General features: G+C 54.6%; 13 protein-coding genes and 1 pseudogene. 7 read left to right on the forward strand and 7 right to left on the reverse strand.

The window, feature by feature from the left end; all coding sequences use genetic code 11:
- The first annotated feature begins 243 nt into the window (after window positions 1-243).
- Window positions 244-1,254 (forward strand): segregation and condensation protein A, encoded by a 1,011-nt coding sequence (locus tag DES29_RS11310; protein ID WP_236578876.1) that lies wholly within the window; start codon window positions 244-246, stop codon window positions 1,252-1,254.
- 155 nt (window positions 1,255-1,409) lie between these two features.
- On the opposite strand, the gene DES29_RS11315 is transcribed toward DES29_RS11310, so the two are convergent.
- The 3 genes and pseudogenes from DES29_RS11315 to DES29_RS11325 form a co-directional block, all read right to left on the reverse strand.
- Window positions 1,410-3,134 (reverse strand): SulP family inorganic anion transporter, encoded by a 1,725-nt coding sequence (locus tag DES29_RS11315; RefSeq protein ID WP_021994773.1) that lies wholly within the window; start codon window positions 3,132-3,134, stop codon window positions 1,410-1,412.
- A gap of 149 nt (window positions 3,135-3,283) precedes the next feature.
- Window positions 3,284-5,392 (reverse strand): annotated as a pseudogene (gene metG / locus DES29_RS11320) (methionine--tRNA ligase); the annotation flags it as partial.
- Window positions 5,393-5,547: 155 nt separating this feature from the next.
- On the reverse strand, window positions 5,548-6,537 hold the full coding sequence (locus DES29_RS11325; RefSeq protein WP_016475163.1) for a Bug family tripartite tricarboxylate transporter substrate binding protein: 990 nt from the start codon (window positions 6,535-6,537) through the stop codon (window positions 5,548-5,550).
- A gap of 220 nt (window positions 6,538-6,757) precedes the next feature.
- Between DES29_RS11325 and apbC the strand changes: the two genes are divergently transcribed.
- On the forward strand, window positions 6,758-7,846 hold the full coding sequence (apbC, locus tag DES29_RS11330) for an iron-sulfur cluster carrier protein ApbC (protein WP_113854912.1): 1,089 nt from the start codon (window positions 6,758-6,760) through the stop codon (window positions 7,844-7,846).
- A 104-nt stretch (window positions 7,847-7,950) separates the two neighbouring features.
- On the opposite strand, the gene DES29_RS11335 is transcribed toward apbC, so the two are convergent.
- Complete coding sequence (locus DES29_RS11335; RefSeq protein WP_016475161.1) at window positions 7,951-9,033, reverse strand: NAD(P)/FAD-dependent oxidoreductase; 1,083 nt, start codon at window positions 9,031-9,033, stop codon at window positions 7,951-7,953.
- A gap of 185 nt (window positions 9,034-9,218) precedes the next feature.
- Window positions 9,219-10,739, reverse strand: a complete 1,521-nt coding sequence (locus tag DES29_RS11340) for a M48 family metallopeptidase (RefSeq protein ID WP_005429530.1) — start codon at window positions 10,737-10,739, stop codon at window positions 9,219-9,221.
- Between the two features lie 133 nt (window positions 10,740-10,872).
- Between DES29_RS11340 and moaC the strand changes: the two genes are divergently transcribed.
- Window positions 10,873-11,349, forward strand: coding sequence for a cyclic pyranopterin monophosphate synthase MoaC (gene moaC / locus DES29_RS11345; protein WP_005429532.1), 477 nt, complete (start codon window positions 10,873-10,875; stop codon window positions 11,347-11,349).
- Between the two features lie 66 nt (window positions 11,350-11,415).
- On the opposite strand, the gene DES29_RS11350 is transcribed toward moaC, so the two are convergent.
- On the reverse strand, window positions 11,416-12,078 hold the full coding sequence (locus DES29_RS11350; protein WP_231293668.1) for a response regulator transcription factor: 663 nt from the start codon (window positions 12,076-12,078) through the stop codon (window positions 11,416-11,418).
- A 340-nt stretch (window positions 12,079-12,418) separates the two neighbouring features.
- Window positions 12,419-13,321, reverse strand: coding sequence for a universal stress protein (locus tag DES29_RS11355; RefSeq protein ID WP_005429535.1), 903 nt, complete (start codon window positions 13,319-13,321; stop codon window positions 12,419-12,421).
- A 402-nt stretch (window positions 13,322-13,723) separates the two neighbouring features.
- Here DES29_RS11355 and DES29_RS11360 point away from each other — a divergent pair, with 402 nt between their 5' ends.
- The 4 genes from DES29_RS11360 (at window position 13,724) to ettA (ending at window position 17,396) form a co-directional block, all read left to right on the forward strand.
- The gene (locus DES29_RS11360) at window positions 13,724-14,158 is read left to right on the forward strand and encodes a universal stress protein (protein WP_005429537.1); all 435 of its coding nucleotides are present in this window, start codon (window positions 13,724-13,726) and stop codon (window positions 14,156-14,158) included.
- An 86-nt stretch (window positions 14,159-14,244) separates the two neighbouring features.
- Window positions 14,245-14,649: a hypothetical protein gene (locus DES29_RS11365; RefSeq protein WP_021994619.1), complete on the forward strand. Its 405-nt coding sequence runs from the start codon at window positions 14,245-14,247 to the stop codon at window positions 14,647-14,649.
- Between the two features lie 247 nt (window positions 14,650-14,896).
- Window positions 14,897-15,610, forward strand: coding sequence for a protein kinase family protein (locus DES29_RS11370; RefSeq protein WP_113854913.1), 714 nt, complete (start codon window positions 14,897-14,899; stop codon window positions 15,608-15,610).
- A 121-nt stretch (window positions 15,611-15,731) separates the two neighbouring features.
- Window positions 15,732-17,396, forward strand: coding sequence for an energy-dependent translational throttle protein EttA (gene ettA / locus DES29_RS11375; RefSeq protein WP_016475155.1), 1,665 nt, complete (start codon window positions 15,732-15,734; stop codon window positions 17,394-17,396).
- Window positions 17,397-17,582: the final 186 nt, after the last annotated feature.

Here is a 17,582-nt window from a genome sequence, read left to right on the forward strand (position 1 = left end):
GGTTGCCGCCTACGCCTACGAGCACGGTCTTGCTCAGAATGAACGTCCGGCTGATCTTGAAAAGGCTGTCGACGAATTCATGTATCGTCCGTAATATTCAAAGCCTGCACGTAAACGGTTTCTGATCGTTTTCGTGCTGAGCACGAATAGAAAAGCTCTTCGCTAGTGCATAACTGCGGAGAGCTTTTTAATATGTGTGAGTTTTAGATTGGCGCTTCTTGAGGCGCTTATGCGCACCATTCCTTGACTACCTCTACCAATACGCCTTCTGAGGATATGACTCCTGCAGAGCTTGCCTCCGCCGCAGCGAGCAGCCCGACTCCGAGCGCTGCTTCGCAGCCTGTTGCACGCCTATACGGCGAGCCAATGCTTGAGTATCCGAAGGATCTTTATATTCCCCCGGATGCTCTGGAGGTTTTCCTTGAACGATTTGAGGGGCCGCTTGATCTTTTGCTGTGGCTGATTCGCAGTCAAAAGTTCGATGTAATGGATATACCTATGGCGCTGCTTACAGAGCAGTACATGGCCTATGTTGAACTTATTCGGCGTTCTAACTTAGAACTCGCGAGCGCCTATCTTGTGATGTCGGCAACACTCGTGTCGATTAAGAGTCGAATGCTGCTGCCGAGGCGCCAGGATGCCGAAACAGGTGAAGAGCCCGAAGATCCTAGAGCGGAATTGATGCGCCGACTGCTGGAATATGAGCGTATGCGTGCTGCGGCTAAGGAGCTCGATGAGCTTCCGCGCATGGGACGAGATTTCATGGCTGCCGCGGGCGGATTCATCATCGTGCCCGAAGAGGAGCTCCCTGCAGTAACGCCAGAGGAACTTGCACTGGCTTGGGAAGCGGCTACGGCAAGACTTGCTTTGAGCGCGCATCATCGGGTTACGCGAGAGGAACTCTCGGTGCGTGAACATATGACAGCCATTCTCAAGCGGCTTAACGGCCGGGAGTTCGTTCGCTTTACGGATCTGCTGCAGGATCGCCCGGACGTACAGGGCATTTGTGTATGGTTTCTGGCGACTTTGGAGTTGGCGAAGATCTTTCTCTTGTCGGTTCAGCAAGCTGAACCTTACGGGGAGATTTACCTGCGTACGGAGGAGGTGCCTGCACTCACAAATGCACAGGCTGATGACGCAGATGGTGTCCTGACGGCAGAAGGTGATCGCACGGAAGAGGAGCTCCGCATTTTTTGGCGCAGACGACTGATGCCTGGCGAACAAGGCACACTGTTTGAAGACGATATCAATTGAACGCATCCGGATAAAACTAAACTGCCGCTCCCCCAACTATTAAGGGAAGCGGCAGTAAAGTAAACGCCGAGCGCCACTCGATTTAAATCAGTCTCACACAGTGGAGACCGCTGAACTGTCGCAGTGAAAGACGTTTTTTCAGCGGTCCCTGCAGATTAGAGAGCAGCTTCTTTCTTTGCCATTTCGGCAAGCACAAGATCCGCGCGTGCCATGGCGAATTCCATATCAGGCACCAGATTGGGGCCGAGTTCATCAGCGATGCCAGTTCGCTTAAGCTGCCGCAGCGAGTGGCCCGTTGCCCCTGCAATGATGAGCTCATGATTGTGGCGGTGAAGTGCGCGGACAAAGACTTCAATTTGATCCATCGCGGAATTGTCAATGCTGATGAGATCGGTGAAGTCGAGGATCACAATCTTTGCCGAATCGGCTGCGATCAGACGGTGTGGGTCCGTAACATGTTCGAGCTTTGAGATAGAGCCGAAAAAGAGTGCCCCGCGGATATGCCAGGCTTCCACGGTGTCGGGCATGTGGAAAGGCAGCGTTGCGGGTTCCACTACCGTAATGTTGTTCATACGGTAAAGGAAGAAGATGCATGCGACGACAAGACCGAATTCCACGGCGACCGTAAGATCGAAGACAACCGTGAGAAAGAATGTGAGCAGCAATGTGGCCTTGTAAGAGAGCGACATGCGCTTTAGACGCATGAATTCGCGCCAATTGCCCATATTCCAAGCCACGAAAACCAGAATTGCAGCCAGAGCTGAGAGCGGAATGCTGGCGGCGAGCGGAGCGGCGGCGAGGATAACGACTAGAAGCGTCACCGCGTGCACCATTCCCGCGACGGGCGAGAAAGCGCCGGACTTGATGTTCGTTACCGTTCGGGCGATTGTGCCTGTTGCCGGAATGCCGCCGAAGAACGGCACAATAAAGTTAGCGATACCCTGCCCCATCAATTCCTGATTGGGGTCGTGTCGGTCGTCGGTCATCGTGTCTGCAACGCGGGCGCAGAGCAGTGATTCAATGGATCCCAGTACAGCAAGCGTGAGCATTGAACCGTATAGCTGCTTGGCGGTCTGCCAGTCAAAGTCAGGCAGCTCGAAGGATGGCAGTCCCTGAGGGATGCCGCCGAACTTTGATCCGATGGTTTCTACGGGCAGATTGAAGATCGTTACGACGAGGGTCGAAAGGACAAGGACTACCACCGTGCCAGGCAGGTGCGCCAGCCAGCGTTTCCATTGGGGGCCGCCCATCGAGTATCCCTTCGGCCAGAAGAAGATGATGAGAAAGCTCGTGATGGTGATGGCGAACGCCCAGGGATTGAAGGTTGAGATGTGGGCATAGAGCGTTTTGATCATCTCAAAAAAGTCCGCAGGCATCTTGGCAATCGTAAGACCGAGGAAGTCTTTGACCTGCTGCAGACCAATCATGACTGCAATGCCGTTCGTGAAGCCGATCACAATTGAAATCGGAATGAACTTGATGAACCCGCCGAGCTTAAAGAGCCCCATGAAGAACAGTATGATGCCCGACCCGATGGTCGCAAGCATCAGATTGGAGATCCCGTACTGAGCAATGATGCCGTAGATGATGACGACGAAAGCGCCTGCAGGACCGCCGATTTGCACTCGGCAGCCGCCGAAAAGTGAAATCAGAAAGCCTGCGATGATGGCCGTGTAGAGGCCAGCTTCCGGCGGTACGCCGGAGGCAATGCCGAAGGCCATGGCTAGCGGCAGCGCTACCATGCCGACAGTGAGGCCGGCAGAGATGTCGCGCGTGAGCATATGCCGGTTGTAATCCGCCAGACTGTCGAGAAGCACCGGATGAAAACGCGCGAGCGGCATACGGTGCAGAAGCTCGCGAGTTTGTTGCTTAAAGCTCATTTTTAGGAAAAACTGAGGGTTGCATCGGGAAAAAAGAAGCCCATTATTGTAAAAAAATGGCGCGCCCCAAAGGGACGCGCCATATTGCGATAACTCAAGCTAAAGACCTATTCGGGGGAAAACCCGAGTTCAGGTCTGTCATTGAAGAATCAATGAATCCGCATGCCGGGGACTGCACCGGAGTCCGGCGAGAGAACAAAGAGTCCAAGTCCTTTGTCATCGGCATCCGAAGCCGAGAGGATCATGCCTTCGGAAACGCCAAAGCGCATCTTCCGGGGAGCAAGATTGGCAATCATGATGATCAGACGGCCTTCAAGGTCTTCGGGCTTGTAGGCGCTCTGAATGCCAGAGAAAACATTGCGGGTTTTGCCTTCGCCAACATCCAGTGTGAACTGCAGCAGCTTGGTGGAGCCTTCAACCTTCTGGCACTTGATTACCTTGGCCACGCGCAGATCCATCTTTGAGAAGTCGTCGATGGTGACTTCAGGTGCGATCGCCTCTCCGCCAGGCGCGCGGACCTTGGGTTCAGGCACGTGATCGGGCAAGAGCTGATCGAGTTGGCGCACCATGTCGACACGCTGCATCAGGTGCTGATAGGGCTTGATCGGGTTAACGCTCGAAAGGGGTTCAGCAGCAGAGGCCCAGGCAAGCGGCGCAATCGACAGGAAAGCTTCGACACGTTCAGCAGTTGCCGGAAGAACAGGCTTGAGGCAGAGCGTCAGCAGACGGAAGCATTCAAGCGCGACGGATGATACCCAATGGAGTGCTTCGGCCTGAGCAGGATCTTTGGCAAGCTCCCAAGGCTTCTTTTCATCGACATACTCATTGACGGCATCGGCAAGCTCCATCACCAAACGGGTGGCGCGGGCGAACTCACGGACCTCATAGAAAGCGGAAACTTCGGGCACGCGGCTCTTAATGCGTTCAATGAGCGGATCCTTCATCGCCGCATCTAAGATTCGGCCTTCGAACCGCTTGACGATGAAGCCGGCGGCACGGCTCGCGATGTTGATGTACTTGCCGATCAGGTCGGAATTAACACGCTGAGCGAAGTCGACCTTCGTGAAGTCGACATCTTCAACGCGGGAGTTCATCTTGGCGGCGAGATAGTAACGCAGCCATTCAGCGTTCATGCCAAGGTCAAGATACTGCAGCGGGGAAATGCCCGTGCCGCGGCTCTTGCTCATCTTCTGACCGTCGACGGTCATGAAGCCGTGTGCATTAATGTGGTCCGGCGTACGGAAAGGCTTGCCGGAGAAATGCAGCATGGCAGGCCAGAAGAGCGTATGGAAGTAAATAATGTCTTTGCCGATGAAATGTACTTGTTCGGTTTCAGGGTCGGAAAGGAATTCATTGAAATCAAAACCTTTCTTTTCGCTGTAGGCTTTCAGAGCGGCGAGATATCCCACAGGCGCGTCAAGCCAGACGTAGAAGTACTTGCCCGGCGCATCCGGAATAGCAATCCCAAAGTACGGCGCATCGCGCGAAATGTCCCAGTCAGTCAGATGTCCGTCGGTACCCAGCCATTCGCTGTCTTTGGCGAGAACTTCTTCCTGTACGCGAGGGAGACCGTCCTTGCCGTTCCCGGTTGTCCACTCACGCAAAAACTTCACGCACTCTGGGTCAGAGAGTTTGAAGAAGTAGTGCGTTGACGTACGCAATTCCGGACGCGAACCCGAAAGTGTTGAATACGGGTTGATCACTTCCGTTGGTGAATAAACGGCGGAGCATTTTTCGCAGTTGTCGCCATACTGATCCGGAGCACCGCAGCGGGGGCACGTACCTTTGATGAAGCGGTCAGCGAGGAACATGCCTTTCACGGTATCGTAGAACTGCTCGACATCCTTCGTGTAGATCAGGCCGGCGTTCTTGAGGCGACGATAGATTTCCTGAGACAGCTCATGGTTTTCAGGCGAATCTGTCGACCCCCAATAGTCATGGCTGATATGGAAGCCGTCGAGGTACTGCTTGCGGCCGGCGGCGATTTCCGCCACAAAGGCCTGCGGCGTGAGTCCGCGCTTTTGGGCAGCAATCATGATGGGGGCGCCGTGCACGTCGTCGGCGCCGACAAAGTGCACGATGTTGCCGCACATGCGTTCATGACGAACCCAAATGTCGGCTTGGATGTATTCCATGATGTGACCCATATGGAAGGCGCCGTTGGCATACGGAAGCGCCGTGGTCACGAAAAGTTTGCGCTGTTTCATGTTGTTTTTGCTGCTGTGGGGAGAAAACGCCGGCGAGGAGCGCTCCGATGACCGGAGGCTCCTTCAGGAGGCGCTCAAGATAATAGCGGCAAAGACTTTAGCATCATCCAGCGGTTTGCGCGGGATTTAGGGGGGACGGCATTGCTTTGGAGCTGCCTAGGACTGCGGGAAAGCAAGCTATTTGCAGGTCTTCGCCAGCGGCAATCTTAGTTTTCAGTTGCTGTTTCGGCTTGAACGGCCTTTACCAGTTCTGCCCATTTTGGACGTTCACTGGCAATCCACGCACGGAAGTCTGCCGGTGTGCCGGGACGTATTTCGGCGCCTTTCTTGGCAAGGGACTCGGAGACCCCCGGATCGTTAAGTGCTTTTGAGAGTGCCGCGGCATAGCGTTCTACCAACTCTGGAGAAGCTCCCTTAGGGAGTGCGATGCCGTCCCAGGCAGAGAGTTCCACGCCGACAAGACCGCATTCGGCCAGCGTGGGAATATCCGGCGCTGCAGCCAGACGGTTTGGTGAGGCGCTGCCCAGAGCTTTAAGTTTCCCGGCGCGAATGTGAGGGAGGGTGTTGGGGGCAACATCAATCATGAAAGGAATGCGGCCCGCCAAAACATCCATCATCGCAGCATTGCCGCCGCGGTACGGAATATGAAGCATCTCAATGCCGGTGCGAAGCGAAAAGAGCATGCCGGCGAGATGACTGGTCGTTCCGATGCCCGACGAGGCAAAGGTGAGTTTCCCGGGATTTTTTCGGCCAAACGTGAGCAGCGTCTCCAGAGAGTTCACACCTTCAATGGCATGAGGATTGAGCACTGCAACGAGACCAATCTCAGAGATTCGTCCCACTGGCTCAAGTGACGCCATAGGGTCAAAAGGTGTTTTTGGGTAAAGGAGCGGATTAACGCAGAGAATGCCGTTGGTGACGTATCCGACGTATCCGCCGTCGGGATGCTGACGCGACAAATACTGGGCGCCAAGCGTCCCGCCAGCCCCTGGATGGTTAGCTGTCCAAAACGTCAGTCCAAGTTCTCGTCCAAAGGCGTCAGCAATGGAGCGGGCAAGCACATCAGCGCCTCCGCCCGCAGGAAAAGGAACGATCAGCCCAGCTGTGGACTGCGCTGCAGCAGGCTGCGTCAGCATACCAAGAGTGCCGGTGAGAGCAGATGCGCCGAGGATCTGGATCAAAGTGCGTCGTTTCATAATTGTACATTAGTCCAATAAGAGCCCCTATCATACCTGCTGCAAGCTAAAAAAGGTGCTTGGAGCAACATCATGTCGGTCGAGAGAATGTCAATCCAAGTCTTTTGGCGGATGGGATCGCGTGGTGCGGACGATAAAATAGACAAATCGACTCCGCCCAGGAGCATGCAGATGCTCTGCCGGCGTGTTCAAACGTCATCGATAGAAAAGGACAAAAGCAATGACGATTTCCACAGCACAGGTGCAGGAGCGCCTTGCCAAGCTGATTGACCCCGTGGCGGGCATCGACTATGTATCAGGGAAAATGCTCAAGGGCGTTGAAACTGACGATGCGGGCGGCGTCACCGTGAAAATTGAGCTCGGCTATCCGGCTCGTTTTGCGGCACAGAGCGTGAAGGTCGCTGTGGAGGCGGCTCTGAAGGAGCTTGGAATTGAAAATCCAGTTGCCGAAGTGACGCAAAATATTATTGCCCACAAGGTTCAAGGCACACAGCGCGTGATGCCAGGCGTAAAGAACATCATTGCCGTGAGTTCGGGCAAGGGCGGCGTGGGTAAGTCAACAGTGGCGGCTAATCTGGCGTTGGCGCTTGCGTATGAGGGTGCTCGTGTTGGCGTATTGGATGCGGACGTCTACGGTCCTTCTCAGCCCACAATGCTCGGCGTTCACGGTTCACCCATGACCGTTGACGGCAAGACTATGGAGCCGCTTGAGTCGCTTGGTTTGCAGGTCAACTCTGTAGGGTTCATGGTGGATGAAGATGAACCGATGATCTGGCGCGGTCCGATGGCTTCCGGAGCGCTGACGCAGTTGTTAACGCAAACCAATTGGCGCGACCTTGATTACCTCATAGTCGATATGCCGCCGGGAACGGGTGACATTCAGTTGACGCTCAGTCAAAGTTCACCGCTCACGGGGGCTGTTGTCGTAACGACACCGCAGGATATTGCTCTGATTGATGCCAAGAAAGGTCTCAAAATGTTCGAGAAGGTGAATGTGCCGCTTCTCGGCATTATTGAAAATATGTCTGTCTTCATCTGCCCCTGCTGCGGCGAAGTCACGCATATCTTCGGCGAGGGCGGCGCCAAGCGCATGAGCGAGCAATACGGCGTGCCGATGCTCGGAGAGCTTCCGCTGTCGCCGGCAATCCGTGAGGCAGCTGACAGCGGCCGTCCGACGGTCGCAGCAGAGCCGGAAAGCGCTGCAGCCAAGATGTACCGTGCAATTGCAATGAAGATTGCCGGCTCCATTGCAAAACTCGGCAAGGACTACACGGCCCGCATGCCGACCATCTCGGTGAAAAACGACTAAAGCGTCTTTCAGGCGCAAATGAAAATGCCCGCGGCTGCGATAGCGCAGCGCGGGCATTTCTTTCTCCGAAAGGCGGTCCACAGAGGAGCTCGCCTATTCAGGTATTAATCGTCAAAGGTCGGTGTTTCAACGCCGAGGACCTTGTGCAGCTTAGGCGAAGTCGTCGTGTACTGCAGGAACACCCGTTTTTCCGGGAAGACATAGTCGCAGGCAGCAAAAGCGGCCAGCGCGCACTCATGGAATCCCGACAAAATAAGCTTCTTCTTGCCGGGATAGGTATTGATGTCACCGACGGCGAATATTCCGGGAATACTCGATTCAAAGCGAGCAGTGTCGACAACAATCTGCTTGCGTTCGAGGTGCAGCCCCCATGTTTCGATGGGACCGAGCTTGGGCTGCAGGCCGAAGAAAACGAGAAGATGGTCAAGCGGAATGCGTCGGGTAACACCGTCGGCGCCGGCCACGCTCACTTCTGTGAGGCGACCGTCTTCCTCTGAGAAGCCCGTGACCTGACCCACTTCAAACTGCATTTCCCAGTTTTCACAGAGTTCCTTCATCTTGGCCACCGATGCGGCCTGAGCTCGGAAGCCGTCGCGCCGATGCACGAGCACAACGCTTTCGGCCTTGCCGACGAGGTTAAGTGTCCAGTCGAGCGCAGAGTCGCCGCCGCCGAGGATGACGACATTTTTGCCTTCGAAAACGGAAGGATCCTTGCAGCTGTAATGAAGCTGAGTGCCCTCAAACTTTTCAATGCCTTTGACGCGAAGCGGGCGGGGTTGGAAGGAGCCCACGCCGGCTGCGATGATCACGACTTTGCAGTGGAATTGGCTGCCTAAACTCGTTTCAACATGGAATGTGCCGTCTTCGAGTTTTTTCACCTCGGTGACTTCCTCACCCAGATGAAAGACCGGCTGAAAGTGATGGTTCTGCTTGAGAAGGTTTTCCGTGAGCTCATAGGAAGTGCAAACCGGAACGGCGGGGATGTCGTAGATCGGTTTGGTGGGGTAGAGCTCGACGCACTGTCCGCCGACATTGCGCAGCGAATCAATCACGTGGCACTTAATCTCAAGAAGGCCGAGTTCAAAAACCTGGAAAAGGCCAACGGGGCCGGCGCCAACAATAACGGCATCGGTTTCGATAAGTTCGTTCGTCGGGGCGGCGACGGTAAGATAGTCTTCAATAGCCATGCTGCAGAGGGGCTTCTCCAACGGATAAATCTGTCACCTTGAAGAAGTCGTCAGTAAAAGAGATTGGCGCCGTTCAAAAAAGGCCGGGCGCCGCAAAAAGTGCCGCTATTTTCGCACACGATGCCCGCATAGAAACAGCTTGGTGCCGTCCATTTGGCCTACCTCCTGCGGGCATTCGATCAGGTTTATCGATCTTTTTGCTCATCAGCAAACTGCCGGCGGAGTTCGCGCAGACGTGCATCGATCTCGCTCATCACATAGAAATCGCCGTCGTTGGCCTTCTGGGCAAGATCGTACTGATAGACCGCGGCTTCCGTTTGACCGCGTTGTGCATACATCTCGCCAGTATGCATATATTGAAGGGATTTTTTACCTAAAGCCTCATAAGAACGCGCGAGCAGTGCGTGGTAAGTGCTCGATCCCTCAGAAAGTGCGGTACCGGTTCGCAGAAAGTTGATGAGCTCCTCATGACGACCAAGCGAATAGAGAATGTCTACATAATTCGAAGTCATCATGCCCGAAAGCGGATAACGGTTCATGGCTGCGCGAGCGGCAGAGAGCGCGGCGGTTTTCTGCTGCGGAGTCTTCGCAGCATTGAATTCGGTACGCGTGAGATTGCGTTCAAGAATCGGCGAACGGATGCCGCAGGTCATGGCTTTCTGCGCGTAATCATAGGCCGCATCAGCATTTTTTAAAAATCCTTGAGCGACAGAGATGCCGTAGTCAAGTACGCAGGTTTCACGTCCGCTGGCCTTGGCGCGTTCGCGCGAGAGCTCCTGACTGAGCTTGGTCCATCCATCCCAATTGGTTTCTTGCACAACGCGTGCGCGCACCTGTATCAGTTTGAAATCAGGCGAGTCGACATGCATGCGGGCAGGAATTTGACGCGTGCGGTTTTCCATGTCAGCCATACGTTCAGTAGTGAGCGGATGGGTTGAGAGGTAAGCCGGTGCAGCCGAGCGGTAATAGCGGTTGGTCGATTGCAGTCGCGAGAAGAAGTCCTCCATGCCGTGCGGGTCGAACCCAGCGGAATAGAGCGTGGCAATGCCCATACGGTCAGCTTCTCGCTCGGCGTTTTGCGAATAGTTCAGCTGAGACTGGATCATGGCAGCCTGAGAGCCCATTGCGATAGCGGCCGCTGCGTTCCCCCCAGAGCTTCCGCCGGCACGCGCGGCGAGGATTGCCAGCAGTACTGAACCCAGTGTTATTGCAAGGTTGCTGCGTTGACCTTCGATCATGCGGGCAATATGGCGCTGTGCAACGTGGGAAATTTCATGTGCCAGCACCCCCGCGAGTTCGCTTTCACTTTGCGCGGCAATGATGGTTCCGGTATGCATGGCAATGTAGCCGCCAGGAAGCGCAAAGGCGTTGAGTGTTTCATCGCGAATGGCGAAAAACTCAAAATTGTAGGTGGAAGTATGGGCGTGGCTTACAAGCTGGTAGCCTAAACGCCCCAGATATTCGCTGATCTCCGGATCGTTCAGATAGGTCGGATCCGCACGTACGCGTGTCATCAACTGGGTGCCGAGTCGATATTCATCAGCCGGCGAGAGTGTTTCACTGCCAGCGCTGCCAAGCGCGGGCAGATTTAGGTCGAGCACGCTCGAGCCTTGAGTTGCGGCGGGAGCAGCAGCGGCCAAAGCCGGCGTGAGAACGGTGAATACGCAGGCGGCGAGCGCCGTGAGCGTGCGGAGAGACTTCTGCATTAATGGAACTCTGCTATCTTCTGCGCCGAAGCGAGTGATCTCGTCGGCGCCTTATTCTCCTGAGACTACTTCAGAATTATGGCCGCTTGTGACGGAAGGAATTGTCTGCAACTTGTTAGAAGGTTTGAGAGCTATGGCTGAATTAACGCATTTTGATGCCAAAGGCGATGCACATATGGTAGACGTTGGTGCTAAAGCGCAGACAAAACGCATTGCGCGCGCAAGAGGCGAAATCCATATGGCGCCTGCGACGTTTGCGCTTTGCGCAGCAGGAACGGCTAAAAAAGGCGATGTCATTGGGGTTGCGCGCATTGCGGCCATCATGGCCTCAAAGCGTACATCTGAGCTGATTCCGCTCTGCCATCCTATTGCACTCACGCATGTATCGGTGGATTTTGAGCTTGATGAAGCGAAGAGCAAGGTGGTATGCATTGCTCAGTGCGAATGCTCAGGTCAGACCGGCGTTGAAATGGAGGCGCTTACAGCCGTGCAGGTGGGGCTGCTGACCGTTTACGACATGCTCAAGGCCGTTGACCGCGGCATGGTAATGACAGAGATCTGTCTTTTAGAAAAAGATGGCGGCAAGTCAGGCCATTGGCTGCGGTCTTGACGGGAGGCGGAAATAACGTGCTGCTGCGCAACGGTAGCAGCACGCGAGCGCTGCAGCATTGCCGCGTTAAAGCGACACAAGCCCCATGCAGGTGGCTTCATAGACCGCTTCGCCGCGCGAATGAACGCCGAGCTTTTTATAAATTTTCTTGATGTGGGCGGTGACGGTATGAGGAGAGATGCCAAGAATGCCGCCGATTTCAGAGAAAGAAATGCCCTTGGCCAGCAGCATGATGATTTCGCTTTCGCGCTGTGAGAGAAGCACTCGTCCATCATCCGCATGCTGATGGACAGGACGACCAACCGGACTGGTTGGCGGTGCGGAATCACGTTTGGGCGGTACCGGCTGCGTGATTGTCCGGGCGTGAATCGCACGCAGAACACTGCGGGCGACTGTAGGTGAAACGGGAGAACCGCCGCCGCGCAGCAATCTAATGCTTGTAAGGAGGTTTTCCTGAGAATCTTTCAGGATGTAGCCCGTTGCCCCGGCGAGCACCGCACGGATGACAACAGCATCCTGTGCACAGGCGGTAACGACAAGAATGTCGAGCTTGGGGTGTGTGCGCTTAGCACGCTCAAGGATCGGTGCCATGTCGGCGCCGTTGAGTACAACATCGCAGACCAATACATCAGCAGGACATTCCCGTGCAAAGGCTGCGTCCACATCGGCCGCGTGTGTGGCAGAACCCGTCACCACAATGTCCGAGGCATCACAAAACGTGCGAGCCATTTTTCCTGTTTCATCCGCGGATTCCGCAGCAATGAAAATGCGCAAGGGCTCGTGATGTTGGGTAATGCTTTTGACAGATTCGGTCATGGTGGGTTGGGGTTGGCTGCTTGTTGCAGGAAAACGCAGCGGTCAAGCTTGACGGATAGGGGCTTTCCAGGCGGTGGGATATTACCACGCTGCACGGTGCAAATTTCGCACAGCAGTACGCAGCAGAGCCAACATCTAATGTGCGAACCCAGGGGCATTCATAAAAAACGGCAGATTGGAGTTTATCCATATCTGCCGCTTTGACAAAGATGATTTAGCCGAAGTACGGCTTAATCATCCAAAGATGACTGAATTAGCTAGCCGTGCGAATTACCAGAAGCGGCACATTGCTCGACGCTGCGATGCGCGTGGCGACCGAGCCCATGACTGCGCTCTTGAAGCGCCCGTAGCCGTGTGAACCCATCACGATGATGTCAAGCTTGCGCTTGCGGGCAAAAGCGGAGATTTCGTCGCCCGGGTTGCCGACAAGGCAAATTTCCTTCGTTTTAACGGCGGACTTGGCAAAGAGCGGACGCAGCGGATCCATTGCTTCATTGAACTCTTCGCGCTGGAGCTCAAGCACTTCTTCTTCAGAAAGTGCTGGCAGAGCCATACCGGCCATGTCAGGCATCACTGCTCCAGCGTAGTCGCTCACGACATTAATGAGATAAAAGGTTGCTTGCGTGCCAAAAAGCGGAAGGTGCTTTAGTACATAACGTACTGCAGCACGGCCGTACTTTGAGCCGTCAATGGCGATGCCGACGCGCAGACTATCGGCTGGGGTGGGGAGTTCGTCACGAATGACCAGCATCGGACGCTTGGATTGCGCCAGAACACCATTTGAAACAGAACCAAAGAAAAGCCCTTTAAGAGCACTCTGGCCGCGAGATCCCATGACGATCAGATCGGCGTCAATGTCTTCGGCCGCCTTGGCGATCGTCGGAGCGGCTTCGCCAACCGTGAACGCTTCGGAGGCTTGGTAGCCTTCTTTTTCAAGGATCTTACGGGAGGGTTCAAAAACCTTTTCCGCCTCGTCTTCGTAATAGCGCTGTATGGCATCTTGCCCTACAAGACGACATGCACGAGCAGGCAACGGCAGCTGGACGTTCAGAAGTTCAATCTTGGGCTCGCTGCCAAGCAGCGTTTTGCGCGAACCAATGAATTGGACAGCATTGAGCGAGTTCTTGCTTCCATCAACGGGTACGAGAATCTTCATAATGGCCCCTCTTTCTATATATTCAAGGTGTGCGCAGAAGTATTCACCTTTTCTCCAACTCGAAGCTTGAAGAAGATAGAAGTTGAATTGTGAAGCACTTCCGTTAACGAATACTTTAGCGCGGAAATGATGCGTTGGAAATACGCAAGTACATATTTTTTCGCAAACCGCGGGTTTATTCTTGTTTCATCTTGAATGATTAACAAAATCAAAAATAGATGATTGTCATTCAGGACTGCTTAAATGCGAATCGGCTAGTCTCCCGGTCGATTGCATAAAGATTTGCATGAAAGGGCGAGGCTTCGGAGCCTGACGCAGGGCTCGGCGCGTTTTAGAATAGAAAAAAGTCTTCCTCCCTGTGGGAGGACTGACGATCCCACTGAAACATTAGGAGCTCAGACCATGTACAAGCGAATTCTCGTGCCGACGGACGGATCGGAACGTTCCGTCAAGGCCGTCGAAGGCGCCGCCCGCTTCGCCCGGCCGCTCGGTGCCACGCTCGTCGTGATGACCGTCGTGGAGCCGTATTCCTATACCAACCTCGCCGAGTACCGCCCAGAGTCGATCGAACAGTACGATGAACGTGTCACAGCTGAGGCTGAAGAGCGCCTTGAGGCTGCTCGCAAGATTGCAGTTGCTGCCGGTGTTGAAGTTAAGACTGTGATGGTGAAGAGCTTCTCGCCAGCAGAAGCGATTATTGAGCAGGCTGAAAAAAACGGCTGCGACATTATTTTCATGGCAAGCCATGGCCGTAAGGGCATCGCTGCGGTGCTTCTCGGCTCGGAAACGCAGAAGGTGCTCACGCACTCGCATTTCCCGGTGATGGTGTATCGCTAACCGCTAAACTGTGGCTTTTCCCATGAACCGCATCTCCTTCAGAGTTTGCGGAGAGTGGGTTTGATTTTTTTATATTTGGAGCAGAAATGGCTGAAGACATGCAGTCCGATGAGCAGGGCATGGATGCAAAGATGGATCCGACCGCACTTGTGCGTGAAGATGTCATCTCCGACCGCCGCGTAGGCACCATCCGCATACTCACTCCGATCACGGTCGAAGGCGTGCGCGATGAGACGCGCGATGTTCTTTTTTTTGGCGAAGCGCAGATTATGACCCAAGTCGGCGCTCTGCCGATCAATTTCCAGATTGAAGCCAAAACACTTGCCGAGGCTGTTGAGGGTTACGGTGAAGCAGCCAAAAAGGGACTTGCCGAAACGCTTGAGAAGCTGCGCGAAATGCGTCGCGAAGCCGCTAATCAGATCGTCACACCGGGTATGCCCGGCTTCCAGGCGCCTCCGGCTCCGGGGGGCAGCGGCATCGTAATGCCGTAATCTGCTGACAACGGAAAAAAGGGCGCAGGTCTGATTCATTTGGACCTGCGCCCTTGCTTTCGCGGCTCATGGTAAACGAAGACGGTTAGCTCAAGAAGCCGCAGGCGGTATAGATCTGCACGGCGCTTGACAGAGGCAAATGGATGCATGCGTGAGCTGGAAGATGGTGTTACACAGCGATTCACGTGGATCAAACTCAAGCTTCTGGCGGTATCATCGATCTTTAGGTCTTATTTTCTTTGTCTCCATGAATCAACAGGTTCCTACGATTCAATCGAATGCGAATGCATCCGACTTCACCTTTACACGGGAGGAGTTTGAATCGGCACCAACCCGTCAACTCCTGCGTAACGGCAGAGCAGCCAACGCGATTGTGTGGCGTCTGCGCAAGAACGGCATTACTTGGACCGTGAAGGATTTCTCGAAGCGAAGTTGGTTTGTGCGCACCTTCATCGGACCTTTTCTTATCCGGCGTGAGCTTGCCGCTCTGAGCCGGCTGAAAAATATCAACGGCATTGCAGGCCGAGCCTTTCGCATTGACCGGTCGGCGATGGCGGTGGAGTTTCTCGAAGGCGATTCGCTCGAACGCATCGCGCCGGAGCGTATTACAGTGGAATATCTCTGCCAGCTCGAAGACCTGATCTCGCAGATGCATTCTCGAGGGGTTGTGCATCTCGATCTTCGCGGTCTTGGCAATGTGCTTGTCCGCCCTGATGGAACGCCGGGGCTGATTGATTTTCAGGCGGCAATGTGCACTAACCACTGGCCTAAGGGCTTGCGGCGCATTCTCGAAGCTATGGATGTGTCCGGCGCACTCAAACGATGGAAATATTTTCACCCTGAAGCCATGGGAAAAGAGCGGCTTGAACGACTTGAGGCAATCAACAGTGTTCGTCGCTTTTGGATCTTTCAGGGTTATTTCGGCATCAAGCGCAAGAAAAATCAGAAGAAAGAGCATTGATCTTTGCTTTATGCTTGATTTTTGTTGAAAAACAGATAATATCCCGCACGAGCGACACAGCTGAGGTTTCAGCTGCGTCACCTTAATTGACACAACACCGCACCACGAGTTCGGCAGACCAATGGCACAGTACGTTTTCACGATGAACCGCGTGGGGAAGATTGTTCCCCCGAAGCGTCAGATTCTCAAAGACATTTCCCTTTCATTCTTCCCGGGCGCCAAGATTGGCGTGCTCGGCCTTAACGGTGCGGGTAAATCCACACTGCTGAAGATCATGGCAGGGGTCGATCAGGATCATGAAGGCGAAGCCATCCCAATGGCCGGCATCAAGATGGGCTATTTGCCGCAGGAACCGGCATTAGATCCTGAAAAAACCGTTCGTGAAACGGTTGAAGAAGGCATGGGCGAAGTGATGCAGGCTCAGGCCAAACTGGATGCGGTGTATGCAGCCTACGCTGAGCCGGATGCGGATTTTGATGCGCTGGCCGCTGAACAGGCCCGTCTTGAGGCAATCATCGCGGCTGCCGGTACCGATGCTGCAACCCAGATGGAAATCGCAGCCGATGCGCTTCGACTGCCGCCGTGGGATGCAAAGATCGGTGTTCTTTCGGGCGGCGAAAAGCGCCGCGTGGCGCTCTGCCGTCTTTTGCTTTCGCGTCCCGACATGCTTTTGCTCGATGAACCGACCAACCACCTTGACGCGGAATCTGTTGATTGGCTCGAGCAGTTTCTGCACCGCTTTCCGGGAACGGTGGTGGCGGTTACCCATGATCGCTACTTCCTTGACAATGCTGCGGAATGGATTCTGGAGCTCGACCGCGGGGAAGGCATCCCCTGGAAGGGCAATTATTCCTCGTGGCTTGATCAGAAGGAAAAACGTCTGGAAATTGAAAAGCGTCAGGAAGACGCTCGCATGAAGGCGATCCGCCACGAACTGGAATGGGTGCGCCAAAACCCGAAGGGGCGCCAAGCGAAGAGCAAGGCGCGTCTCACTCGGTTTGAAGAGCTTTCAAGCGTTGAGTATCAGGCTCGCAATGAAACCAATGAAATCTTCATTCCGGTTGCTGAGCGTCTAGGCAACAACGTCATCGAATTCAGTCATGTTTCGAAGGGTTTCGGTGACCGGCTGCTAATCGACGATCTTTCTTTTGTGGTTCCGCCCGGCGCCATTGTTGGTGTGATTGGTCCTAACGGTGCCGGTAAGTCGACGCTCTTTAAGATGATTGAAGGCCGCGAGAAGCCCGATTCCGGCGAAATCAAAATCGGACCGACCGTCAGACTGGCTGCGGTCGACCAGATGCGTGATTCGCTCCCGAACGACAAAACGGTGTTTCAGGCTGTCTCAGACGGTCAGGACATTCTGCAAGTGGGCAAGTTTTCCATGCAAAGCCGCGCTTATTTAGGCCGCTTCAATTTCAAGGGCGGGGATCAGCAAAAGCTCGTGGGCGCGCTCTCTGGCGGTGAACGAGGCCGACTGCATTTGGCCAAGACACTGCTTGCCGGCGGCAATGTGCTGCTGCTTGACGAACCGTCAAACGATCTGGACGTTGAAACGCTGCGCGCTCTTGAAGAGGCGCTCCTGGAATTCGCGGGCTGTGCGATGGTTACCTCGCATGATCGTTGGTTCCTTGACCGTATTGCGACGCACATTCTCGCGTTTGAGGGTGATTCGAAAGTGGTCTTCTTTAACGGCAACTACAACGAATATGAGGCCGATAAGCGCCGTCGGCTCGGCGATGAAGCCGCCCAGCCCAAGCGTCTGCGCTTCAAGCCCCTGAAGCATTAATTCGCAGAGCATCTAACGACAACGCCCGGCATCCCTTACATCGGACCCAAACTCCCGGGGATGCACCTAGTCCCGGAACACTCGCGGTGGCAAGGGCAAACCTAACAGGGTAAAGAGATCTCGGATTTTCTTCGGGATCTCTTTTGTTTTCCAAGCGTTGCGATCAGTTGGTTTATTGGCCTTCAG

The organism is Sutterella wadsworthensis, from assembly GCF_003315195.1.
Taxonomy (GTDB): Bacteria; Pseudomonadota; Gammaproteobacteria; order Burkholderiales; family Burkholderiaceae_F; genus Sutterella; species Sutterella wadsworthensis.

Coding starts and splice junctions, on each gene's coding strand:
- DES29_RS11315 (WP_021994773.1), bottom strand. CDS start 3,134: ATGAGCTTTAAGCAACAAACTCGCGAGCTTCTGCACCGTATGCCGCTC.
- DES29_RS11325 (WP_016475163.1), bottom strand. CDS start 6,537: ATGAAACGACGCACTTTGATCCAGATCCTCGGCGCATCTGCTCTCACC.
- apbC (WP_113854912.1), top strand. CDS start 6,758: ATGACGATTTCCACAGCACAGGTGCAGGAGCGCCTTGCCAAGCTGATT.
- DES29_RS11335 (WP_016475161.1), bottom strand. CDS start 9,033: ATGGCTATTGAAGACTATCTTACCGTCGCCGCCCCGACGAACGAACTT.
- DES29_RS11340 (WP_005429530.1), bottom strand. CDS start 10,739: ATGCAGAAGTCTCTCCGCACGCTCACGGCGCTCGCCGCCTGCGTATTC.
- moaC (WP_005429532.1), top strand. CDS start 10,873: ATGGCTGAATTAACGCATTTTGATGCCAAAGGCGATGCACATATGGTA.
- DES29_RS11350 (WP_231293668.1), bottom strand. CDS start 12,078: ATGGCTCGCACGTTTTGTGATGCCTCGGACATTGTGGTGACGGGTTCT.
- DES29_RS11355 (WP_005429535.1), bottom strand. CDS start 13,321: ATGAAGATTCTCGTACCCGTTGATGGAAGCAAGAACTCGCTCAATGCT.
- DES29_RS11360 (WP_005429537.1), top strand. CDS start 13,724: ATGTACAAGCGAATTCTCGTGCCGACGGACGGATCGGAACGTTCCGTC.
- DES29_RS11365 (WP_021994619.1), top strand. CDS start 14,245: ATGGCTGAAGACATGCAGTCCGATGAGCAGGGCATGGATGCAAAGATG.
- DES29_RS11370 (WP_113854913.1), top strand. CDS start 14,897: ATGAATCAACAGGTTCCTACGATTCAATCGAATGCGAATGCATCCGAC.
- ettA (WP_016475155.1), top strand. CDS start 15,732: ATGGCACAGTACGTTTTCACGATGAACCGCGTGGGGAAGATTGTTCCC.